This window comes from Roseovarius sp. MBR-6, assembly GCF_040547525.1.
Taxonomy (GTDB): Bacteria; Pseudomonadota; Alphaproteobacteria; order Rhodobacterales; family Rhodobacteraceae; genus Roseovarius.
Map to the genome: position 1 here is coordinate 1 of NZ_JBEPPW010000027.1, position 20,319 is coordinate 20,319.

At 63.6% G+C, this 20,319-nt stretch carries 23 protein-coding genes and 2 pseudogenes; 19 read left to right on the forward strand and 6 right to left on the reverse strand.

Features of this window, described 5'->3' with window-relative positions; translation table 11 throughout:
* Positions 1 to 75 precede the first annotated feature (75 nt).
* From ABIE57_RS18675 to ABIE57_RS18725, 11 genes are all read left to right on the forward strand, one after another.
* Complete coding sequence (locus ABIE57_RS18675) at positions 76 to 1,539, forward strand: F0F1 ATP synthase subunit alpha (RefSeq protein ID WP_354540547.1); 1,464 nt, start codon at positions 76 to 78, stop codon at positions 1,537 to 1,539.
* Positions 1,532 to 2,341, forward strand: coding sequence for a F0F1 ATP synthase subunit gamma (locus ABIE57_RS18680; protein WP_354540548.1), 810 nt, complete (start codon positions 1,532 to 1,534; stop codon positions 2,339 to 2,341). The genes ABIE57_RS18675 and ABIE57_RS18680 overlap by 8 nt, the downstream gene beginning before the upstream one ends.
* A 101-nt stretch (positions 2,342 to 2,442) precedes the next feature.
* Positions 2,443 to 3,876, forward strand: a complete 1,434-nt coding sequence (locus ABIE57_RS18685; protein WP_354540549.1) for a YfcC family protein — start codon at positions 2,443 to 2,445, stop codon at positions 3,874 to 3,876.
* On the forward strand, positions 3,873 to 5,096 hold the full coding sequence (gene arcA, locus ABIE57_RS18690; RefSeq protein ID WP_354540551.1) for an arginine deiminase: 1,224 nt from the start codon (positions 3,873 to 3,875) through the stop codon (positions 5,094 to 5,096). The genes ABIE57_RS18685 and arcA overlap by 4 nt, the downstream gene beginning before the upstream one ends.
* A 60-nt stretch (positions 5,097 to 5,156) precedes the next feature.
* Entirely contained in the window at positions 5,157 to 6,128 is a 972-nt protein-coding gene (argF, locus tag ABIE57_RS18695; RefSeq protein WP_454283788.1) for an ornithine carbamoyltransferase, read from the forward strand.
* A gap of 1 nt (position 6,129) precedes the next feature.
* Positions 6,130 to 7,062, forward strand: a complete 933-nt coding sequence (locus ABIE57_RS18700) for a carbamate kinase (protein WP_354540553.1) — start codon at positions 6,130 to 6,132, stop codon at positions 7,060 to 7,062.
* 94 nt (positions 7,063 to 7,156) lie between these two features.
* Positions 7,157 to 8,137 (forward strand): HlyD family secretion protein, encoded by a 981-nt coding sequence (locus ABIE57_RS18705; protein WP_354540554.1) that lies wholly within the window; start codon positions 7,157 to 7,159, stop codon positions 8,135 to 8,137.
* The gene (gene rbbA / locus ABIE57_RS18710; protein ID WP_354540555.1) at positions 8,134 to 10,857 is read left to right on the forward strand and encodes a ribosome-associated ATPase/putative transporter RbbA; all 2,724 of its coding nucleotides are present in this window, start codon (positions 8,134 to 8,136) and stop codon (positions 10,855 to 10,857) included. Before ABIE57_RS18705 ends, rbbA begins: the two co-directional genes overlap by 4 nt.
* Positions 10,858 to 11,985 carry an ABC transporter permease gene (locus ABIE57_RS18715; protein WP_354540556.1) on the forward strand — a complete coding sequence of 376 codons (1,128 nt, stop codon included), beginning with the start codon at positions 10,858 to 10,860 and terminating at the stop codon, positions 11,983 to 11,985.
* A 257-nt stretch (positions 11,986 to 12,242) separates the two neighbouring features.
* Positions 12,243 to 12,431 carry a hypothetical protein gene (locus ABIE57_RS18720; RefSeq protein ID WP_354540557.1) on the forward strand — a complete coding sequence of 63 codons (189 nt, stop codon included), beginning with the start codon at positions 12,243 to 12,245 and terminating at the stop codon, positions 12,429 to 12,431.
* Positions 12,432 to 12,634: 203 nt separating this feature from the next.
* Entirely contained in the window at positions 12,635 to 13,048 is a 414-nt protein-coding gene (locus tag ABIE57_RS18725) for a hypothetical protein (RefSeq protein WP_354540558.1), read from the forward strand.
* 25 nt (positions 13,049 to 13,073) lie between these two features.
* On the opposite strand, the gene ABIE57_RS18730 is transcribed toward ABIE57_RS18725, so the two are convergent.
* Both ABIE57_RS18730 and ABIE57_RS18735 read right to left on the reverse strand, forming a co-directional pair.
* Positions 13,074 to 13,265, reverse strand: a complete 192-nt coding sequence (locus tag ABIE57_RS18730) for a Thivi_2564 family membrane protein (protein WP_354540559.1) — start codon at positions 13,263 to 13,265, stop codon at positions 13,074 to 13,076.
* A 65-nt stretch (positions 13,266 to 13,330) separates the two neighbouring features.
* Positions 13,331 to 13,543 (reverse strand): DUF3185 family protein, encoded by a 213-nt coding sequence (locus ABIE57_RS18735; protein WP_354540560.1) that lies wholly within the window; start codon positions 13,541 to 13,543, stop codon positions 13,331 to 13,333.
* Positions 13,544 to 13,966: 423 nt separating this feature from the next.
* Here ABIE57_RS18735 and ABIE57_RS18740 point away from each other — a divergent pair, with 423 nt between their 5' ends.
* The 3 genes from ABIE57_RS18740 to ABIE57_RS18750 all read left to right on the forward strand — a co-directional run bounded on the left by ABIE57_RS18740 (position 13,967) and on the right by ABIE57_RS18750 (position 14,942).
* On the forward strand, positions 13,967 to 14,242 hold the full coding sequence (locus ABIE57_RS18740) for an ElaB/YgaM/YqjD family protein (RefSeq protein WP_354540561.1): 276 nt from the start codon (positions 13,967 to 13,969) through the stop codon (positions 14,240 to 14,242).
* A 12-nt stretch (positions 14,243 to 14,254) separates the two neighbouring features.
* The gene (locus ABIE57_RS18745; RefSeq protein WP_354540562.1) at positions 14,255 to 14,635 is read left to right on the forward strand and encodes a hypothetical protein; all 381 of its coding nucleotides are present in this window, start codon (positions 14,255 to 14,257) and stop codon (positions 14,633 to 14,635) included.
* 61 nt (positions 14,636 to 14,696) lie between these two features.
* Entirely contained in the window at positions 14,697 to 14,942 is a 246-nt protein-coding gene (locus ABIE57_RS18750; RefSeq protein WP_354540563.1) for a hypothetical protein, read from the forward strand.
* A gap of 189 nt (positions 14,943 to 15,131) precedes the next feature.
* On the opposite strand, the gene ABIE57_RS18755 is transcribed toward ABIE57_RS18750, so the two are convergent.
* The 3 genes from ABIE57_RS18755 to ABIE57_RS18765 all read right to left on the reverse strand — a co-directional run bounded on the left by ABIE57_RS18755 (position 15,132) and on the right by ABIE57_RS18765 (position 17,375).
* Positions 15,132 to 15,479 carry a hypothetical protein gene (locus ABIE57_RS18755; protein ID WP_354540564.1) on the reverse strand — a complete coding sequence of 116 codons (348 nt, stop codon included), beginning with the start codon at positions 15,477 to 15,479 and terminating at the stop codon, positions 15,132 to 15,134.
* A gap of 65 nt (positions 15,480 to 15,544) precedes the next feature.
* Entirely contained in the window at positions 15,545 to 16,714 is a 1,170-nt protein-coding gene (locus ABIE57_RS18760; protein ID WP_354540565.1) for an extracellular catalytic domain type 1 short-chain-length polyhydroxyalkanoate depolymerase, read from the reverse strand.
* 139 nt (positions 16,715 to 16,853) lie between these two features.
* Positions 16,854 to 17,375, reverse strand: a complete 522-nt coding sequence (locus tag ABIE57_RS18765; RefSeq protein ID WP_354540566.1) for a hypothetical protein — start codon at positions 17,373 to 17,375, stop codon at positions 16,854 to 16,856.
* Between the two features lie 293 nt (positions 17,376 to 17,668).
* On the opposite strand from ABIE57_RS18765, the gene ABIE57_RS18770 reads away from it, so the two are divergent.
* The gene (locus ABIE57_RS18770) at positions 17,669 to 17,866 is read left to right on the forward strand and encodes a hypothetical protein (RefSeq protein ID WP_354540567.1); all 198 of its coding nucleotides are present in this window, start codon (positions 17,669 to 17,671) and stop codon (positions 17,864 to 17,866) included.
* Between the two features lie 195 nt (positions 17,867 to 18,061).
* Positions 18,062 to 18,217, forward strand: coding sequence for a DUF3309 family protein (locus ABIE57_RS18775; protein ID WP_354540568.1), 156 nt, complete (start codon positions 18,062 to 18,064; stop codon positions 18,215 to 18,217).
* A gap of 20 nt (positions 18,218 to 18,237) precedes the next feature.
* Here ABIE57_RS18775 and ABIE57_RS18780 read toward each other — a convergent pair whose 3' ends face one another.
* Entirely contained in the window at positions 18,238 to 18,471 is a 234-nt protein-coding gene (locus ABIE57_RS18780) for a hypothetical protein (RefSeq protein WP_354540569.1), read from the reverse strand.
* 162 nt (positions 18,472 to 18,633) lie between these two features.
* On the opposite strand from ABIE57_RS18780, the gene ABIE57_RS18785 reads away from it, so the two are divergent.
* The 3 genes and pseudogenes from ABIE57_RS18785 to ABIE57_RS18795 form a co-directional block, all read left to right on the forward strand.
* A complete protein-coding gene (locus ABIE57_RS18785) occupies positions 18,634 to 19,377 on the forward strand; it encodes a Crp/Fnr family transcriptional regulator (RefSeq protein ID WP_354540570.1) in 744 nt (247 codons plus the stop codon).
* Between the two features lie 275 nt (positions 19,378 to 19,652).
* Positions 19,653 to 19,969: pseudogene (locus ABIE57_RS18790) on the forward strand (hypothetical protein); the annotation flags it as partial.
* A 14-nt stretch (positions 19,970 to 19,983) separates the two neighbouring features.
* Positions 19,984 to 20,208: pseudogene (locus ABIE57_RS18795) on the forward strand (hypothetical protein); the annotation flags it as partial.
* Between the last annotated feature and the right edge of the window lie 111 nt (positions 20,209 to 20,319).

Sequence of the window (20,319 nt, forward strand, 5' to 3'; positions counted from 1 at the left end):
TCTTGCTCATCTTCGCTCCATGAAGGCTACGATGAGCCGGAAACCCTCCGTTCCGCAATATGCCTAAACTGTCCCATGGGTGCTGACGTCAGACAAGCCCCAGCCCCCGAATACCGGGGCCGGGTCGAGGAAGTGGCCGACGGGGTGGCCATGATCTCGGGCCTGCCGCATCTGCGGCTGGACGAACTCTTGCGCTTTGACAGCGGGGTGTTTGGCTTTGCGCAGGTGTTGGAACCGGACCGGATCCGCTGTGTGCTGCTTGATGCCGCACGGGCGCTGCAAGCGGGGGATGCTGTGCGCGGCACCGGCGATGTGGTGCGCGTGCCGGTGGGCGCGGGGTTGCTGGGGCGCATCGTCGATCCGTTGGGCCGCGCCCTTGATGGCAAGGGTCCGGTCGTGGCCGGGGCGCTCTTGCCCATCGAGCGCGCGGCACCGGGCATTATCGACCGGGATTTGGTTACAAATCCGGTCCAGACCGGGGTGCTGGTGGTCGATACGCTCTTTGCTCTTGGCCGGGGACAACGCGAGTTGATCGTGGGCGACCCCGCAACCGGCAAGACGACGCTGGCGATTGATACGATCATTGCGCAGCGGGACACCGACATGATCTGCATCTATGTCGCCGTCGGGCAAAAAACATCCGCCGTGCGCCGCGCGGTCGATGCGCTGCAAACCCATGCCGCGTTCGAGCGCTGCATCGTGGTGGTGGCTGGCCCCGCCACGCCCCCCGGCCTGCAATGGATCGCCCCCTATGCCGGCATGACGATGGCCGAGTATTTCCGCGACAAGGGCGGCCACGCCCTGATCGTAATCGACGATCTGACCAAGCACGCCGCCACCCACCGCGAGATTGCCCTTCTCACTCGCCAGTCTCCGGGCCGCGAGGCCTATCCGGGCGATATGTTCTATGTCCACGCCCGCCTGCTGGAACGCGCGGCCAAACTGTCGGCGGCCAAGGGGGCGGGATCGCTGACCGCCCTGCCGATTGCCCAGACCGTTGCCGGAAACCTCTCGGCCTACATCCCCACCAACCTGATCTCGATCACCGATGGCCAGATCGTGCTGGATGCGCGGTTGTTTCAAGAGGGGCAGAAACCGGCGGTCGATGTGGGCGTCTCGGTCAGCCGGGTGGGCGGTAAGACGCAGGCCCCCGCCTTGCGCGATGCGGCAAAATCCTTGCGGCTGGATTATGCGCAGTTCCTGGAGATGGAGGTGTTCACCCGCTTTGGCGGCACGATGGAGTCACGCGTGCAGGCGCAACTGACCCGCGGCGCGCGTCTGCGCGCGGTGCTGCGGCAGAATCAGCATGCGCCCATGCGCCTGATTGATGAAATCGCCCTCGTGCTGGCGGTTCAAGAGGGGTTGCTCGACGCGCTCACTCCCGAGGCGGTGGACAGGTTTCGCGCAGGGCTCGCTGGGACGCTGGACAGAGACGCGGGCGCGGTCGTTCACCGGATCGAGGCGACGGGCAAGATGGAGGGTTCCGACCGCGCCGCGCTGCTCGCACTTCTGGGCAAACGGGCGGCGCCAGATGGCTGATGCGGCGCTCTCTGATCGGATCGAGGGCATCCGTCAACTGGGCAGCGTCGTGCGCGCGATGACCGGCATCGCCGGGGCTCGCGCCCGCACCGCCCGCAGCCAGATTGCCGCCGTCGAGGATTACGCCAATCTCCTTGCGACAGCGTTGCAACAGGCTACGACAGGGCGCGCCATGCAAGCGCCAGAGAACGGCACGCGCGCAGCACTTATCGTTTTTTGCGCGGAACAGGGCTTTGTCGGGGCGTTCTCAGAGCGGGTGTTGGACCGCGTGGGCGCAAATCAGGCCGAGGCGGATCTATTTCTGATCGGCAGTCGGGGGGCTGCGGTTGCGGCCGCGCGCGGGATTGTCCCGGTCTGGGTCTCTGCGATGCCGTCGCACTCTGCCAGCCTGCCAAAATTCGCGGACCGACTGCTTGAGGCGGTATTTGCAGACGGGCGCGCGCGCGCCGTCTCGGTGATCCACACCATCTGGGAACATGGGCAAGCGCGGGTTGCATCCCGCAACCTTTTCCCGTTGCCGCCCACAGATGACGCAGTCCGGCCCCCTACCTCTCTGACCAACATTTCGGCCCCTGAATTGGCCGCCAATCTTGGGCTTGACAGGCTACATGCAGTTCTGACGCGTGCGGCGCTCCATGCCTTCGTGTCCGAGAACGAGGCGCGCATGGCCGCGATGTCGGCGGCATCGCGACACATCGCGACAGAACTGGATGATCTTCAGGCCCTCGCGCGTCGCCTTCGGCAAGAGGCGATCACCGCCGAGATCATCGAAATCGCAGCGGGTGCGATGGCAGGGCGCTGACAGCCGCGCAAAGTTAGACGGGCTGGCCTAACCTGTATCAGCCTGACGCCATCCCCGAAGGCCTAGGCTCCGCATGACACCTAGGCCAAGGGAGCAGGTCCATGCCATCCGACCACAAAACGGGGTTCCGATTCCCCTCTGCCTTTACCATCCTCTTTGCACTCATCATTCTGGTGGCGGCGCTGACCTGGATCATACCGGCGGGGCAATATGCGCGCGTTCCGTCCGAGGCATTGGGCAAGGATGTGCCCGTGGCAGGCAGCTATGCGCCGACGGATGCCAATCCGCAGGGGATTTTCGATGTGATCCTCGCCCCAATCGCGGGATTTTACGACCCGCTGGAATATACTGCGAACGCCATCGACGTTTCGCTCTTCGTGCTGATCATCGGTGGGTTCATCGGCGTGGTGACGGCCACAGGGGCGATTGACGCAGGCATCGCCCGCGCCATGGTGCGGCTCAAGGGGCGCGAGACCTGGATGATCCCGTTTCTCATGGCCCTCTTTGCCCTTGGCGGCACGACCTATGGCATGGCCGAGGAAACGCTGGCCTTTTATGTCCTCCTGATCCCGGTGATGATCGCTGCCAAATACGATGCGCTCACGGCGGTGGCTGTGATCCTGCTTGGGGCCGGGGTGGGGGTTCTGGGCTCTACCATCAACGCCTTTTCAACCGTCATCGCCTCGGACGCGGCGGGTGTGACCTTTGCCGACGGTCTTGCGCTGCGGCTGATCATTCTGGCCCTCAGCTTTGCGGTCACGGTCGCCTTCGTGATGCGCTATGCCGCACGGGTCAAGGCCGATCCAACCAAATCGCTGGTCTTTGACAAACAGGCTGAGAACGAGGCGCATTTCCTGTCCGAAACACCGGCAGAGGCGGCAGCCTTCACCGGTTTGCACAAGGTCGTGCTGATCCTCTTTGCGCTCACATTCGGCGTGATGATCTGGGGCGTCTCGGTCGGCGGCTGGTGGATGGCGGAAATGAGCGGGCTGTTTCTGGCCGCCGCCATCGTGATCGGCCTTGTCGCCCGTCTGGGCGAGGGCAAGCTGGTCGAGAGTTTCGTGAACGGTGCCCGCGATCTGCTGGGCGTGGCGCTGATCATCGGTCTGGCGCGCGGCATCGTCGTGGTGATGGACGCAGGCCTCATCACCGACACAATCCTGAACGCGGCCGAAGGCAGCGTGGCGGGTCTTACGCCCACCACTTTCATCCTTGTGATCTACTGGATCGAGGTGGGGATGTCCTTTTTTGTGCCTTCCACCTCAGGGTTGGCGGTCCTGTCGATGCCGATCCTTGCCCCTGTGGCCGATTTCGCAGGGGTCAAGCGTGAACTGGTCGTCACCGCCTTTGCCACGGCAAGCGGCATGGTCAATCTAATCACGCCCACCTCCGCCGTGGTCATGGGGGGCCTCGCCATTGGCCGCGTGCCCTATGAACGCTGGCTGCGCTTTGTATGGCCGCTGCTTGTCGTCCTGACCCTCATCATCATGGCAGCCCTTGCCATATCCACCGTGCTGGGAGGCACCCAACCATGACCCTGACCTATGGCGTTCATTCCGAAGCGGGCCAATTGCGCCGCGTCCTTGTCCACCGGCCCGGATCAGAGATGGCGCGCCTCACGCCGGCCAATGCCGAAAGCCTGCTGTTCGACGACGTGCTCTGGGTCAAACAGGCGCGTGTCGACCATATGGAATTCGTCGATGCCCTGCGCGAACGCGGGGTTGAGGTGGTGCTCTTGCGCGAGATGCTGGAGGAGGTGCTGACCAACCCCGAGGCACGCCGATGGCTGCTTGAGGCGCGGATCAACGACGATTCCGTGGGGGTGGGCCTCTCCGCTGACCTCTTGGCCTGTCTGATGGAGATGCCGGCCAAGGCGCTGTCGCACATCCTGATAGGTGGCATGAGCCGGGCAGAACTGCCGATCGCCGAAGGCGGCGTGGTGGTGCCAATGCTCTTGCCGGATGATTTTCTGCTGGCCCCCATGCCCAACACGATCTTTACCCGCGACTCGTCGTGCTGGATCTATGGGGGCGTCACGCTCAACCCGATGTTCTGGCCCGCGCGACGGCTTGAGACGCTGAACCTGACGGCGATCTACCGCTTTCACCCTGATTTCGCCGGGGCGGATTTTCCGATCTGGTTCGGCGATCCCATGGTCGATCATGGCGCTGCCACGCTGGAGGGCGGCGATGTCATGCCCATCGGCAATGGCACGGTCCTGATCGGCATGGGCGAGCGCAGCACGCCGCAAGCCGTGGGACAGGTGGCGCGCGCGCTCTTTGCGGGGGGCGGGGCGGACCGGGTCATCGCCTGCCAGTTTCCGCGCGCCCGGTCATCTATGCATCTCGATACGGTGTTCACCTTTTGCGACCGCGATCTGGTCACGGTCTTTGCCGAAGTGACCGACGCGATCCAGACCTATTCGCTGCGGCCCGGCGACAACGGCACGGTGCAGGTCACTACCGAAACAGCCCCGTTCCTTGATGTCGTGGCAGGGGCGCTCGGTGTCAAGAAACTGCGCACGGTGCCCACCGGGGGCGATGCCTACGAATCGCAGCGCGAGCAGTGGGATGACGCCAACAACCTGCTCTGCATCTCGCCCGGCGTGGTCGTGGGCTATGCCCGCAACACCCATTCCAACACGCTTTTGCGCAAGGCCGGGGTCGAAGTCATCACCATTTCTGGTGCCGAATTGGGACGTGGGCGGGGTGGGTCGCATTGCATGACCTGCCCGTTGATCCGCGACGCCCTGTGATGCGCCCCATCTCCTTGAAAGGACCCCCCAATGCCACAAAACCTGCATGGTCGCAGTTTCATGAAACTGCTGGATTTCACAGCGGACGAGTTACGCTTCCTGCTGCGCCTTGGGGCCAGCCTGAAAGAGGCCAAGACGACGGGCACCGAGACGCAATTGCTGCGTGGCAAGAACATCGCCCTGATCTTCGAAAAGGACAGCACCCGCACCCGTAGCGCCTTTGAGGTTGCCGCCTTTGACCAAGGCGCGCATGTCACCTACCTCGGCCCATCCGGCAGCCATATCGGCACCAAGGAAACGATGAAGGACACCGCCCGCGTTCTGGGCCGGTTCTATGATGCCATCGAATATCGGGGGTTCGGGCAGGCAGAGGCGGAAGTGCTGGCAGAGTTTGCAGGCGTGCCGGTTTACAATGGGTTGACCGACGAATTCCACCCCACTCAGATTCTCGCCGATCTGATGACCATGCGTGAATTCACCCACAAGCACCTCTCAGATATTTCCTTTTGCTTTATCGGGGACACCGGGGGCAACATGGGGTCTTCGCTGATGGTCGGCGCGGCCATGATTGGGATGGACATCCGCTTGTGCGGGCCACAGGCGCTCTGGCCAGAGACCGGTCTGGTCGATCAGTGCCGCAAACTGGCCGAGGCGAGCGGTGCGCGGATCACCTTGACCGAAAAGTTGGCCGAAGGCGTGGAGGGCTGCGATTTCATCTATACCGATGTCTGGGTGTCGATGGGCGAAGCCGAGGCGGTATGGGCGGACCGGATCGCGCTTTTGTCGCCCTTTACTGTCACCCAAGACGTCATGGACCTGACTGGCACGCCGCATACCAAGTTCCTGCATTGCCTGCCCGCCTTTCACAACCGCGACACCAAAACCGGCGAGGCCACCTTTCAGACGTATGGCATCGACTGCATGGAAGTTACAGAAGAGGTGTTCGAGTCGCCTGCATCCAAGGTCTTTGATCAAGCGGAAAACCGTCTGCATTCGATCAAGGCGGTTCTTGTCGCCACGATTGGCGCCTGAGATGCGGATCGTTGTAGCCCTTGGCGGCAATGCCCTTCTGCGGCGCGGTGAGCCGATGACCGCCGAGGCGCAGCACACCAACGTGCGCGTGGCCGCCCTTGCCTTGGCCGATCTGGCGCAGGATCATCAGATCATCGTCGCCCACGGCAATGGCCCACAGGTCGGGCTGATGGCGCTGCATGCGGCCAAGTTTGCGCCCGGAAACCCATGGCCTCTGGACATTCTGGGGGCTGAGACCGAAGGGATGATCGGATATCTTATCGAACAGGAACTGATGAACGCCCTGCCAAAGGGTGCCCGCTGCGCCACCCTTCTGAGCCGGGTCGAGGTGGACCCAATGGACCCGGCCTTTCAGAACCCGACCAAACCCATCGGCCCCGTCTATTCCGCCGCCGAGGCCGCTCAGGCAAATGACGATCACGGTTGGGCCATGGTCACTGAGGCCTCTGGCGGGCTGCGACGTGCCGTGCCCTCGCCTGCGCCGCTGCGCATTCTCGGTCTCGATGCCATCAAGGTGCTGCTTGATGCCGACCATTGCGTGATCTGCGCCGGTGGCGGCGGTATTCCGGTCATGCGCAACGCCAAAGGCGAGATGGAGGGTGTCGAGGCGGTCATCGACAAGGACCGCACCTCGGCGCTGCTGGCCCTTGGACTCGAGGCCGACGCGCTCCTGCTTCTTACCGATGTTGCCGCCGTCCTGCGCAATTTCGGGCGCGAGGATCAGAGCGCGATCGGCGTGACCACGCCCGCCGCGCTGGAGGATCTTGAACTGGAGCCGGGGTCGATGGGGCCAAAGGTTTCCGCCGCCGTGGCCTTTGTCAGGGCCAGCGGCAAGCGCGCGGGGATCGGCAAGCTGGAGGATGCCCGTGCGATCCTGGAAGGCCGCAGAGGAACGCGGATTTCCCCCGAAGATGCTGGCGCAATAACGGGTTGAGCAGGGATTGATTGGGCGGGGGAAAGGGGCGACAGCCCTGCGCCTCATCGCCCTGCAACCTCTCATCGCGACCCTTGGCCCGAGGAGCCATCTGATGAACCGAACTCTGCTAGGCGTCGTCGGCGTGGCGACCGCCACCGCAATCGGGGTCGGCGTCTGGCTCTGGCTGGCCAATCGCGACGCTGGACCACCGCCGGGCTTTGCGCAGGCGAATGGGCGGATCGAGGCAACGCGCGTGGATGTCGCGCTCAAATTCGGAGGCCGGATCGCCGAGGTTCTGGCCGTGGAAGGGGCCATGGTTGCGGCGGGCGACGTGGTGGCCCGGATCGAGGCAACCGAATTGGAGGCAACGCTGCGCGCCGCCGAGGCCGCGACAAGGCAAGCGCGGCAGCAAGAGGTGCAGGCTCTGGCCCTGATCGCGCAGCGCGAGGGCGAGTTGACACTGGCACGCGCGGAACTGGGCCGCGCGCAGACCCTGCTTGAGCGCGGCTATGCCACCGCCGAGGAATTCGACCTGCGCCAAATGGAAGAGACCACCGCCGTCGCCACCCTCAACAGTGCGGTGGCCGCCCGCGGATCGGCCCAAGCTGCGATAGAGGCCGCACAAGCGCGGGTCGCAGCACTTCGGGCGGACCTTGCCGATCATGTGCTGACCGCGCCGCGCGCAGGCCGGGTGCAATATCGGCTGGCAGAGCCGGGAGAGGTGCTTGCCACCGGGGGGCGGGTGGTCTCGCTCTTGGATCTCCGCGATGTCTACATGGACATCTATCTACCCACATCCCAGGCCGGACGGCTCGCGATGGGGGCCGAGGCGCGGCTGACACTCGATGCTGCCCCCGAATTCGTGATCCCTGCAGAGGTTTCCTTTGTCGCAGCCGCCGCGCAGTTCACCCCGAAATACGTCGAAACCGAGAGCGAACGTGAAAAGCTCATGTTCCGCGTCCGGCTGAAAATCCCCGGCGAGGTGCTGACCCGTTACCACGCCCTCGTCAAGACCGGGCTGCCGGGCGTCGCCGTGGTCCGCATCGCCCCCGACGCCGTCTGGCCCGAGGCACTGGCGGTCAAACTGCCATGACCGCGCCGCCACCCGTTGCGCGGCTCGACGCCGTGACCCACAAATACGGCGCAACCCTTGCCCTCGACAACGTCAGCGTGACGATCCCGGCAGGGCAGATGGTGGGTCTGATCGGGCCTGACGGGGTGGGGAAATCGACGCTTTTGGCGCTCGTGGCCGGGGTAAGGCGGCTCCAGACCGGTGAGGTGCGCACGCTAGACGGGTCAATGCGCGCGGCATCCCACCGGCGTGCGGTCTGCGCACGCATCGCCTACATGCCGCAAGGGCTGGGGCGAAACCTCTATCCCACCCTGTCGGTCTTCGAGAATGTGGATTTCTTTGCGCGGCTCTTCGGGCAAGGCACCGCCGAGCGCGCGGCGCGGATCGAAGAACTCCTGCGCGGCACAGGTCTGAGCCATTTTGCCGACCGGCCTGCAGGCAAGCTCTCGGGCGGCATGAAGCAAAAGCTCGCGCTCTGCTGCGCGCTGGTTCACGAACCCGACCTCTTGATCCTTGACGAGCCGACGACCGGCGTCGATCCGCTTTCGCGGCGTCAATTCTGGGAGTTGATCTCGCAAATCCGCGCCCGCCGACCCACCATGAGCGTGCTGACCGCCACCGCCACCATGTCAGAGGCCGAAGGTTTTGACTGGCTGGTGATAATGAATGACGGCTGCGTGCTGGCCGAAGGGGCACCAACTTCCCTGAAAGGCGCGGCCGCATCACTGGAAGAGGCCTTTGTCGCGCTGCTGCCCGAGGATGCACGGCGGGGTCACGTCGCGGTCACGGTTCCGCCACGCGTCGCCACGGAAGGCCCGCCCGCAATCGAGGCCGAAGGGCTGACGATGCGTTTCGGCAATTTTACCGCCGTGGACGACGTGAGCTTTTGCATCGAACAGGGCGAAATCTTTGGCTTTATCGGCTCGAACGGCTGCGGCAAGACGACAACGATGAAGATGTTGACCGGCCTGCTCACGCCAAGCGCGGGCAGTGCCCGGCTGTTCGGCACACCGCTTGGCGCGGACGGTCTCGTCGCACGGCGCCGCGTCGGATATATGTCGCAGGCGTTCTCGCTCTATGGCGAGTTGACGGTGCGGCAAAACCTCAAGCTGCACGCCGACCTCTTCCAATTGCCACGCGCCGAGCGCAGCCCAAGGGTCGAGGTTCTTCTGGACCGTTTCGATCTGCGCGACGTGGCGGATGCGGCCCCCGATGCCCTCCCGCTGGGGGTGCGCCAACGTCTGCAACTGGCCGTGGCCGTGCTGCATGCCCCCGAAATTCTGATCCTTGACGAACCAACCTCTGGCGTTGACCCGGTGGCGCGCGACGCGTTCTGGGCGCTGCTGGTCGATCTGTCCCGCAACGAGAGCGTGACGATCTTCATCTCGACCCATTTCATGAACGAAGCCGAACGATGCGACCGCATCACGCTGATGCACGAGGGTCACGTTCTGGCGCAAGACGCGCCCGATGCCCTGCGCGAGGCCCGCGGTGCGGCAACGCTGGAGAAGGCGTTCATCGGCTATCTCACCGATGCGGGCGCAGGTGTCGATCCGGCCACGAACGCAGCACCTGCCACCCCGCCTGCGGCCTCCCCGACCGGGGGAACACCGGGCTTTTCCCCCGCGCGCCTCTGGGCTTTCGCGCGGCGTGAGGCGATGGAAATTCGCCGCGATCCGATCCGGCTTGGCTTTGCTCTCTTGGGTCCGGTCGTGCTGATGCTGGCGATGGGCTTTGGCATCACCTTTGATGTCGAGAACCTGCGCTATGCCGTCCTCGATCAGGACCGCTCGCGCGAGAGCCGGATGGCAGGCGCTGCCTTATCGAGTTCGCGCTACTTCGCCCAACAGCCCCCGCTGACCGATCTTGCCGACCTTGACCGGCGCATGATGCGCGGCGAGATGTCCGTGGCTCTGGTCTTTCCGCCCGGTTTCGGGCGCGACCTGCTGGCGGGCCGCCCCCCCGAAATCGGCGTCTGGCTCGATGGCTCGAACACCACCCGCGCCGAGACCGGGCGAGGCTATGTGCAGGGCGTGCTGGCCGGGCACCTGCGCGAAGTGGCGATGCAGGAAACCGGCGTGCCGCCGCCCGCCGAGCCCGCGACCGTCGAACCGCGCTTTCGCTACAACCAAGCGTTCCTGTCGCGGCACGCGATCCCGCCCGGCGTGCTGATGATGCTGCTAATCATGATCCCCGCCATGCTGACCGCCTTGGGCGTGGTGCGGGAAAAGGAAATCGGTTCGATCGTCAATTTCTACGCCGCACCTGCCAGAAGGATCGAGTTTCTCATCGGCAAGCAGGCCCCCTATGTGGCGGTCGGGATGGCGAGTTTCCTAAGCCTTGCAGCTCTGATGCTGGTAGCCTTCGGACTGCCATGGCCTCAGGACCCGATGGCGCTGATCCTGGGCGCGCTTCTGCTGATCACGGCGGCGACCGGGTTCGGGCTGGTGGTCTCGACCTTTGTGCGCTCTCAGATCGCGGCAATCTTTGCGACCTCGATCATCGTGATGATCCCCACGATCAACTTCTCCGGGATGCTCTACCCGGTCTCGACCCTCGAAGGGGCGGCGGTGGTGATCGGGCAAAGCTTTCCGGCGCTCTATTTTCAACGCATCAGCGCGGGCGTCTTCAACAAGGACCTCGGCTTTGGCACGCTCTGGCCGGATCATCTGGCACTGGCGCTCTTCTGCGGTCTCTACTGGATTGCGGCTTCCTTGCTGCTCGGCAAGCAGGAGCGCTGAATGAGACGCGGGTTCGCCATCGTTTTTCGGCTGGGGATCAAGGAACTCTATAGCATTCTTCGCGACCCGGTGCTGATGGCGCTGATCCTCTACACCTTCACCGGGGCTGTTTATACCGTGGCGCGCGGCGTGCAGATCGAACTGCGCAACGCCGCCATAGCCCTTGTGGACGAGGACCGCTCGGCCATCTCGGCACGCATCGCGGGGGCGTTCCTGCCACCCTATTTCCAACCGGTTGTGCTGATCGGAGCAGAGACGGTGGATGCCGGCATGGACGGCGGGCTTTATGCCTTCGTTCTGGACATTCCGCCGCGCTTCGAGGCCGATCTTCTGGCTGGGCGGCGGCCGGTGATCCAGCTCAACGTCGATGCGACCGCGATGACGACAGCGGGCAATGGCGCGCGCTATGTGCAGGCCATTATCGCTGCGGAAACGGCAGCGTTCCTTGACCGTGGCGACGGCGCGTCCACACTGCCCGTCAAGCTGATCATAAGGGCGAAATTCAACCCCAACCTCGACTCCGGCTGGTTCATGGCGGTGATGCAGGTCATCAACAATGTCACCATCCTCGCCATCGTGCTGGGCGGCGCGGCCGTGATCCGCGAGCGCGAGCATGGCACAATCGAGCACCTCATGGTGATGCCCGTGACCGCCGCCGAAATCGTGCTGGCCAAGGTCTGGGCCAACGGCCTTGTGATTCTGGCGGCAGCGATGCTGTCGCTCTGGCTGGTGGTGGGGCTTGCCTTGGGCGTGCCGATCAATGGCTCGGCGACGCTTTTTGCTGCCGGGACCGGCCTCTATCTCTTCGCCGTTGTCTCGCTTGGGGTGCTGCTCTCGACCGTGGCCACGACGATGCCGCAGTTCGGGTTGCTGTCGATCCCGGTCTTTGTCGTGATGAACCTGCTCTCGGGCGGCGTTACCCCGCTTGAGAGCATGCCGCCCGCCCTGCAAAACGCGGTGCAGGCCCTGCCCTCGACGCATTACATTGCCTTCGCGCAAGCCGTCCTGCATCGCGGCGCGGGGCCAGAGGCGGTCTGGCCCTCTCTCGCGGCGATGGCGGGGCTTGGTGCGGTGTTCTTCGCGCTTGCACTGGTGCGATTCCGGGCGGCACTTGCGGCGACGGCCTAGTCTGCACGCCAGTGGTGCATCGGCGCTTTACCGCGCGTTCTGACCGGCTGATGCGATGGTTGGTGCCGGTTCTAGGCCTAGGTTAACCTGCATCAGTGCGACCGGACAGGGACACGCCTATCAATACATTGTCCGCCAGATCCTGGCGGCCATTCTCCCGAGTATTCGTGTTGCGTAAGATGCGGAGCAGGCACTTACAACTCACTGCTCCGCTTTTACGCCACCTGAAATCGGGAGGTCTATGAAAGGACACCTCCATGACTCCCGAACAGAACAAGACCGCAGGCAAAATGACCGCCGTCAAGGCACGTTGGGACAAGGCGCCCGCTGGCCCGAAAAAAGATGCGGCTCTGAAGCATTATCAGGCTGCTGAAAAGGCGCATACGGCGAAGAATGACGCCGAGACGAACAAGGAACTCGACGCGGCGAATCTCGCTCTCGCGTGATCGTATCGTTTTAGCGTGATTACAGGGCCGCTCACCCTCGTGGAGGGCGGCCCCTTGATTTGCGGAATGACCTGGCGTGATCAAAATGCACCGGACGGGTCACTGTCCGCCAGTGCGCCGCACCTTTCTCTATGTTCCCTGAGGCGTGGGGACGGGCCGCTTTCTTGCCTGCCAATGCCGCACGCCCCACCGAGGAAAATCCCATGTCCGCATCGTCAATCCTCAACCCTAACGATCCTGCATTCGAGCGGTTTCTCTATGCCTCAGTCGGCGAGGATTGGGCAGGCAGAACGGTCAGCGTCCTCTCCGTGTTGGCACGTCTGAACCTCGATCCATGGGCAGAGGCGGCAGACCTTGCCGCCTTGGGTCGCGAGGCGGCCAGAACCCGTCTAAGCCTCTTGCTCGCGCGCTCTTACGACGTGCCCCTGCTCGGGCGCGACCATCAGGCGATCGCAGATGATCTGACGCGCCTTTTGCCCGCGCACGCGGTGGACGGCGGGCAATTGAAGGCTCATCCAACGGGGCTGACGGTGTCTTGGGGCACGCTTCTTGCGGTTGTGTCGTTTGTGCTTCTGATTGTTCAGGCGGTTGTTGGGGGGATGGGGGCCGGGGACTGAGCCGTGTCTTGGCCGTTGTGGCCTGTCATCCGCCGACGCGGATTGCGCCGATGTCGCCCATCAGACCAAAGCCGCGCAGGAGCCAGAGGATCACGAGGATCACGACGACCACGTTGAGGATCGACTTGATCTTGCGATCCATCGGCACGTAGGTGTTGATTGCCCAGAGAGCGACGCCGACGACGACCAGCGTGACGATAAGATTTACCAGGGACATGAATGGTTTCCTTGTGTTTTGGGGCCGGGTGCGGGCCCCGTATTCCGGGATCGCCCGCTCTGGGATCAGGTGCGGACCAGCCCCCGCAGGAGCAGCGATCCGCCCGCCACGACGCCGATCAGGCCAGCGATCATGAACCACATCGTATCGCCCGTGAAGCGACCGGTCATCGCCTCGCTCAGTTGATCGACCGGGGCATTGCTGCCTCTCCAGGCAAAGAAGAGAAGTGCTGTGCCGACGGACAGCGCAACAAGACCGGCGATGGGTGTCTGTGTCATCGGTGACCTCCTGAGGCGGGTATGGCCCGACCTTTGCCGCCGCGAGATGCGGCGGTGAAGGATTACCATTGCACTTTGCAGCGCACCCGCACTGACCTGGATCAGCGAGACCCGGATTTCTCTGGATTTGCCCACCAAGGGGTAATTCGTGCGGCAACCTCCAATGATACTGATCCATGTTGTGTCGCCGGTCTTGCGCATCGCTAGGGTTGCTCAAAGGATGGCCAATCTCGGCCTTCCCCAAAAAGGCAGGCCGCGCAATGAACGGGATCATCTACATCATAGGCCTGATTGTGGTCGTCGTGTTCATCCTGGGTTTTCTGGGATTGCGCTGACCGGCTCCGCCTCCTTCCCGCCCACAGGCGCAGCAAAGTGAGCCCCGGCACGACCCGTGGCACCCGACCCCCTGTTTGGAGTTATCTCATGAACAAATCCCTCCCCCTGAACGCAAATATCGCCGCGTCCGAGCACGACATCGGCCAGCAGATCGCGACCCTGCGCGCCGATCTGGCGCAACTGACCGCGACGATCACCGACGACATGTCCCAAGGTCTCGAGGTCGCCGGGCGCAAAATCGGCCAGACCGGGCGCGAGGTCCAGACCACCGCGACCAATGCGGTGCTGGGGCATCCGTTGACCGCAATCGGCATTGCTGCGGGCATCGGTCTTTTGCTTGGCCTTGTCACGCGGAAGGGCTGAACCGCGATGGGCATGCCGCTGCTCTCTTCGCTGCGCGATGTCTTTGCCGCCCGGACAGGCGCGGCGGCCCTCAGAGCGGCGGCCGCGACCCTGACGACAGCGCTGGTCTTTATATCGGCGTCGCTGCTGCTGGCCTCTGGTCTGGCCGCCCTGACCGGCTGGTTCGGGTTTCCGCTAGCGGCATTGGTCGGGGCGGTGCTGATCGCGTTGCTGGCGGTGGCAGTGCATCTGGCTGGGCGCGCGCTTGTGGCCCGCCGGATGTCACGGGCCCGCAAGGCACAGGCGCGCAGCGAGGCCGATCTTGCCCTTGCTTGGGCGCTCAGCCGGTCCGCGCGGCCACTCTTGCCGCTTGCGGCCTTTCTTCTGGCCTTTGTTCTGACGCGCCGGTCCTGAGGGTCCGGCGCGCGAACAAGGCAGGCATAATCACAGCCAAACCCCGCCAGACGTCACGGCCGTGGCGCGCTCAACGCCCCTACTGGTTTGCCCCGATCAACCCACCAACCCCGGCCCCGACCGCACCACCGAGCACTGTCGCCCCGGTGCCACCCCCGGCGATCTGCCCGGCAGCTACGCCAGTGAGTCCCCCGATGACGGCCCCTGTGCCGGTCTTGTTGGCGCTTCCATCCGCGTTCGTGCAGGCCGCAAGCAGCGCCGCCGCCAGAATGACGGCCCCGATCTTCAACCCATGCCCGATCTTTAATCCATGATGGCCCATCGCATTTGTCCTTTCCTTGGTGCGGCCTGCGCAAAAGACTGCGCAGCGGAGACACCAGACCGGTCCACAGTGTCATGGCCTGACCGTGGTGCGACTGATCTGGGTTAGGGCTGCCTGCGGCCTGACGTCATTTCACGCACAAATCCCGGCCCTGCCAAACGGCGAGGGAAAGGCTCAGGAGGTGGGTGTTTGCTGATGCGCCATCCGCAGCCAGATGCCATCGTCGTTCAGGTAGGACGAGGTGCAATAGCCCTCGTAGATCGGCGTGCCGTCGCGTTCGGCCGAGACATGATAGGCGAGGATCGCCACGTCCTTTTCCCGGGCAAAGCACTGCTCGGAGAGCCCGACCGAGCGCCACCGCTGCGCCACCAGTCCTTCGCGCCAGATCTGGTCGCCCCGCAGGATGCCGACTGGATAGGGAAAGACAAACACCGCTCCCTTGGCTGTCATCGTCCGGGCGCTGTTGGCACCTTCGGTCCAGAACCGCTCTTCCATCGCCCAGAGGCTATCTTCATCTGTCATGGCCCTGTGCCTTTCGTGGTAAATGCGTCTCGTGCCGGTCTCACCCGATTGGGCGCCCGGCGCTCTCAGATCGGTGTGTCCAGAAAGAACCGCACCATCTGCGCCGAGGCATCGGGCCCTTTCGGATCGGTATAAGAGCCCGCGGCACGGCCCCCGGACCATGCGTGCCCCGTGTCCGCGATCATCCAGAGCTCGATCCGGACCGCGCCCTTGGGGTCCGCATAGGAACTGCGGCAATAGTCCCGCCCGCGCACCGCCCGCCTGACCTCCTTGCACGGCGTGATCTCTCCGCCCATGCCCGCAGCGACGATGAACCCGGCGTTGAGCGGGTTGACCGTGCGGTCCTCCGCGCCCTGGAAAATGATCCGGCGCACCGGACGGGCAGGTGGGATGACCGGGACAAGAGCCCCGTTGGGGGCGCCGCCGTTATGCATCGCGCTCATCGCCGACAGCGTATCCCACGCCGCCCCGCGCGCAAGGCCGGAATGCGCCCCGGCGGCGGTAAAGACATCCGGATAGACATCCGCAAGGATCATCGCCATGGCCCCGCCCGCCGAGAGACCGGTCACAAAGACCGCATCGCGGCCAAGGCCGAACTCCCGCATCAGCTTGCGCGTCAGCGCGGCCAGAATGGCGGGCTCGCCCATGCCACGCATCTGGTTTCCCGGCTTGAACCAGTTCCAGCACCCGGCCGCATTCTGGCGCCTTGTCTGCGCCGGATAGGCAAGCGCCAGCCCATGCCGTTCGGCCAAGTCGTTCATATGCGTGCCGATGGCAAAATCATCCGGGGTCTGGTTGCATCCGTGCAGCATCAGGATCAGACCCTTGGGCCGCTTGGGCCGCTTGGGCCGCTTGGGCCGCTTGGGCCGCTTGGGGTGGCTGGCAGGCAGGTAGAGCCTGTAGCTGCGCGATCCTGTGGCGCTGCGATATTTGCGCGTCAGATAGGTTGCCCCGGTCGGAATACGGGGGAGTTTCTGGCCTCCGCCTCCGCCTGCGCGGATGGTGGACAAGGGGACAAGCGACCGGGCGCGGCGCAACTGCCGGATGGCGCTTCCCATCGTGCGCTTGCCCCCGCCTGCCTTGCCTGCCTTGGGTCCGACCGGCGCAGCGGCGCGGCGCGTCTTGAACGGGAGCAAGGCCGCTTTGACGACAAAGCCGCTCAAGGCGGTCTGCAGCGACAAGGCCGAGCGGGCGAGGCTGCCGGGCCTTGTCACACGCGGGCGCTTCGTCATCATTCAGGACTCCTCCGGGGGGGTGATATCCGACCGGGCAGGGCGCACATCGTCTGCGTCCCGGTCTCGCCCTCTCGGACCCCTGTCCCGATGCGGAAAATGCCGGACCGACAGCTGTCAGTCCGGCGTCTCGGTTTCGTGGTTACTCCGCGATACGCTCGACGATCGTCGTGGCATAGGCATTGATGAGGGCGTTGTAGAAATCCTCCTGAGACGGGGCCACCAGGACCCAGTCATCGGGCACCACGCGCTCGCCGCTGATTGCTGTCATGCGCAGGGCATAGCTGCCGATCAGGGCATCGCGGGTCTGGCCCTTGGACACCGAGTTGACGTTGTTGTTGCCCTCATGGGTGGTCACGGTGCCTTCGAGCGTGTTGAACTCGCCCGAGTCCGGCAACTTGGTGTCGCCATCAATCGCCACCTTGTTGATCTCGACCGAAATGCGCGGTGCATCGGCACTCTCATCCACAGTCAGTTTCGAGGCGATCGCCGTGGCGATATCCTCTTCGAGCGTCGGCCAGTATTTGAGAACATTGTTGTCCTCATAGGCGCTCAGATCAGAGCTGACGGCAAGCCCGGAGAGGGTCTTGCCCGCAGCGGCCAAAGGACCGGCGGCAGCCAGAGCAAAGACGCAGCATAGGGCTGTGGTGTGAAGAAGTTTCATAGGAATATCCTTGATTTGCTCTCACCGGCAGAGCCAGGCGTCAAGGCCTTGATGCCTTGAGGCCAGAACGCGCATTCCCTGTCCGGATGTGATGTGACGTTCGAACATCCGCGGGCTCTTCGCAGATCCGCCCGCTCGTGCCTTGCTTGTCGCAGGAAAAACACGGCTCGACACTTACATGGATCAGCCTAAGCGCTCGATTCATCCCCTAGTTTGATATGGACTGGGGCCATCCCAACCTATTTGGCAAGCGGAGCGCTTGCCCCTTTTATGACCACTCCAAGGAACCGACCGTGACATCAGATCGACCGCTCTTTACATCCATGTCGAACCAGATGAACGACACCTGGAAATCATGCTGCGACGCCCCCGGTGGTCCGGGCAAGACCAAGGCCCTGGCACATTTCCGGGCGGCGCAGACCGCGCTCGCGCTCAATGATCAAACCATGTGTCTGGAGGAATGTCGCGCCGCCATCGAGGCCTTGGTCTGATCACGGCGGCCATCTCTGGGCCGCGCGCCATGGACCAGACGGCCGCGCGCGGTCGAAAACATCCTTCGTGACCACATACGCGTCCGCAGGTTTTCCGGAAGGGGACCGAAACGGCTTCCACAGGATCAAGCCGCGCAGTCCCGCTCCCTGCACACCAAGACATCCGAACCTTCACAGCAAAAAAAGGCAAACATCATGCTTGGCACCATTCTCATCGTTCTTCTCGTCCTAGTCCTGCTCGGCGTGATGCCAACTTGGGGGCATAGCCGGTCATGGGGATATGGGCCAAGTGGCGGGCTCGGCGTTGTTCTTGTCATCCTGATCGTACTGGTCTTTACCGGACGCCTCTGACGGCGGGGCCGATGCCGCCCTCAGCGCCGGCGCACGGAATTGCCCCCGGCCAGAATACCGTTGATCAAGACTGCTACTGACCTGTGCAGCGCCTCGTCATCACTGGACGGGGCGTTCGCATGCGCGGCGGCGGCATCCTGGAGAATGCCGACAATCTCTTTCTCTGGTAGGATGTTGTGATCGTTCAGGGCAAGCAGCAACGACTCGCAAATTGCCAAGGCGGCGGTTCCGGCGGTGTCAGGCGGAAGGGACATGTCAGTTTCACTTTCTACTCGAGGTTGCTGCGTCGATCCTCACGGACCTGCAACATGGTCGCAATTATAGGTATCTCCTGCTAGGGTGGACTGATGCAGAGCAGTTTTGTCCGCGCATGTTCCGGCTATCGGTATCGGTGATACCTCAGCCGCAACTTTCTCATGGAAGGTCGAACGTTGCCCCTGGACAGCCCCCTGACCCAAAAGCTCTCGGCTTTCGTTGCTCTGTCGGAGGTCGATCTCGAAACGCTCGCACGCTTTCACCGACGCAGGCGAACCTTTTTGCCGGGGCATGAGATGCTCCATGAGGGGCAATCCAACGCCTCCGCCTTCATCCTCGCCGAAGGTTGGGCCGTCTCTTACAAGGTTCTGCCCGACGGCGACCGCCAGATCGTGGATTTCCAGGTTCCGGGCGATTTTCTGGGGCTGCGCAGCATCCTCTTCCGCACTTCGGATCACAGCAGCGAGGCGGTCACGCGCATCGAGGCCTCCGAGGTTCTCGCCACCGATATTTTCGATGCTTTCGCGCATGCCCCGCGCCTTGCCACCGCTGTTCTCTGGGCGGCGTCGCGCGACGAGGCGATGGTGGTGGAACATCTGGTCAACATCGGTCGCCGGTCCGCCGAAGAGCGCATGGCCCATCTGCTGCTCGAACTTGGAGCGCGCCTGCGGCTAGTGGGATTGGGCGACAAGACAGGGTTCCCCTGTCCGCTGACTCAATATCATCTCGCTGATGCACTCGGGCTGAGTGCGGTCCATGTCAACCGCGTGCTCCGCCATCTGCGCAATGAAGGGCTGCTCACCTTTCAAAAAGGCCGCGTCACCTTCGACAACCTCGACCGCCTCAGGGACGTATCAGGCTTTGACACAGGCTATCTCGATCACGACGGCCCGCTCCTACGGTGAAACCCCACTCCGGCAAGTGCCGCCATGACGGGGTCTTTCCGCTATCCCAAAGCTTACGCCAGTGCGTGCGTGGTCGCGTTGAGTTCGCGGTTGCAGTCGTTGTCGTTTTTTTCGCGGTGTGCGCCTTCTCGGCTGTGTTCGGATGCCTCAGCGCCGTGTCCTTCTTGGGGCCCGCTTTGGTCCCCCCGCAGGCTGCCTTGACGGTTTTCATCTTGTCTGCGGTGCCGGGCACAGGTGTTTTTGGGTCATCACCCAACTGCCCAATCCATCGGGTTATACAGCGGACGACGGGGCGCGGGACTTTTGTGCCGCCGCATTTTGATCCTGGCGAAGCCTCTCAGTTTGACTGGAGCGAAGACTTTGCGGTTCTGGGCGGCGAGCGCACCAAGCTTCAGATGGCCCATATCAAGCTGTCGCACAGCCGGGCCTTTCTGTTGCGTGCCTATCCGTTGCAGACGGGGCTCCGCCCGTTCAGGGCGGGATTGATCCACTGGATCAATCCTGTTTCGCCCTCTCCCCATGAGATGCTGTTCGATGCCACTGGCACGCGTTCCGGGTCTTTGGCGGCGTCCCTGGACGCGGTATCTATGACGGCGGGAATTGTCCGCCATTGATCCTGGCGAAGCCTCTCAGTTTGACTGGAGCGAAGACTTTGCGGTTCTGGGCGGCGAGCGCACCAAGCTTCAGATGGCCCATATCAAGCTGTCGCACAGCCGGGCCTTTCTGTTGCGTGCCTATCCGTTGCAGACGGGGCTCCGCCCGTTCAGGGCGGGATTGATCCACTGGATCAATCCTGTTTCGCCCTCTCCCCATGAGATGCTGTTCGATGCCACTGGCACGCGTTCCGGGTGTCAACGGCGGAGACAAAACCGGCCACGTGGCGGTGCAAAAGTAGGCCAGTGGCGGGGCACTAAGCGCCATGGCGCGTGCGCTGCCCAAATA

Coding starts and splice junctions, on each gene's coding strand:
- ABIE57_RS18675 (WP_354540547.1), top strand. CDS start 76: ATGGGTGCTGACGTCAGACAAGCCCCAGCCCCCGAATACCGGGGCCGG.
- ABIE57_RS18680 (WP_354540548.1), top strand. CDS start 1,532: ATGGCTGATGCGGCGCTCTCTGATCGGATCGAGGGCATCCGTCAACTG.
- ABIE57_RS18685 (WP_354540549.1), top strand. CDS start 2,443: ATGCCATCCGACCACAAAACGGGGTTCCGATTCCCCTCTGCCTTTACC.
- arcA (WP_354540551.1), top strand. CDS start 3,873: ATGACCCTGACCTATGGCGTTCATTCCGAAGCGGGCCAATTGCGCCGC.
- argF (WP_454283788.1), top strand. CDS start 5,157: ATGAAACTGCTGGATTTCACAGCGGACGAGTTACGCTTCCTGCTGCGC.
- ABIE57_RS18700 (WP_354540553.1), top strand. CDS start 6,130: ATGCGGATCGTTGTAGCCCTTGGCGGCAATGCCCTTCTGCGGCGCGGT.
- ABIE57_RS18705 (WP_354540554.1), top strand. CDS start 7,157: ATGAACCGAACTCTGCTAGGCGTCGTCGGCGTGGCGACCGCCACCGCA.
- rbbA (WP_354540555.1), top strand. CDS start 8,134: ATGACCGCGCCGCCACCCGTTGCGCGGCTCGACGCCGTGACCCACAAA.
- ABIE57_RS18715 (WP_354540556.1), top strand. CDS start 10,858: ATGAGACGCGGGTTCGCCATCGTTTTTCGGCTGGGGATCAAGGAACTC.
- ABIE57_RS18720 (WP_354540557.1), top strand. CDS start 12,243: ATGACTCCCGAACAGAACAAGACCGCAGGCAAAATGACCGCCGTCAAG.
- ABIE57_RS18725 (WP_354540558.1), top strand. CDS start 12,635: ATGTCCGCATCGTCAATCCTCAACCCTAACGATCCTGCATTCGAGCGG.
- ABIE57_RS18730 (WP_354540559.1), bottom strand. CDS start 13,265: ATGTCCCTGGTAAATCTTATCGTCACGCTGGTCGTCGTCGGCGTCGCT.
- ABIE57_RS18735 (WP_354540560.1), bottom strand. CDS start 13,543: ATGACACAGACACCCATCGCCGGTCTTGTTGCGCTGTCCGTCGGCACA.
- ABIE57_RS18740 (WP_354540561.1), top strand. CDS start 13,967: ATGAACAAATCCCTCCCCCTGAACGCAAATATCGCCGCGTCCGAGCAC.
- ABIE57_RS18745 (WP_354540562.1), top strand. CDS start 14,255: ATGCCGCTGCTCTCTTCGCTGCGCGATGTCTTTGCCGCCCGGACAGGC.
- ABIE57_RS18755 (WP_354540564.1), bottom strand. CDS start 15,479: ATGACAGATGAAGATAGCCTCTGGGCGATGGAAGAGCGGTTCTGGACC.
- ABIE57_RS18760 (WP_354540565.1), bottom strand. CDS start 16,714: ATGATGACGAAGCGCCCGCGTGTGACAAGGCCCGGCAGCCTCGCCCGC.
- ABIE57_RS18765 (WP_354540566.1), bottom strand. CDS start 17,375: ATGAAACTTCTTCACACCACAGCCCTATGCTGCGTCTTTGCTCTGGCT.
- ABIE57_RS18775 (WP_354540568.1), top strand. CDS start 18,062: ATGCTTGGCACCATTCTCATCGTTCTTCTCGTCCTAGTCCTGCTCGGC.
- ABIE57_RS18780 (WP_354540569.1), bottom strand. CDS start 18,471: ATGTCCCTTCCGCCTGACACCGCCGGAACCGCCGCCTTGGCAATTTGC.
- ABIE57_RS18785 (WP_354540570.1), top strand. CDS start 18,634: ATGGAAGGTCGAACGTTGCCCCTGGACAGCCCCCTGACCCAAAAGCTC.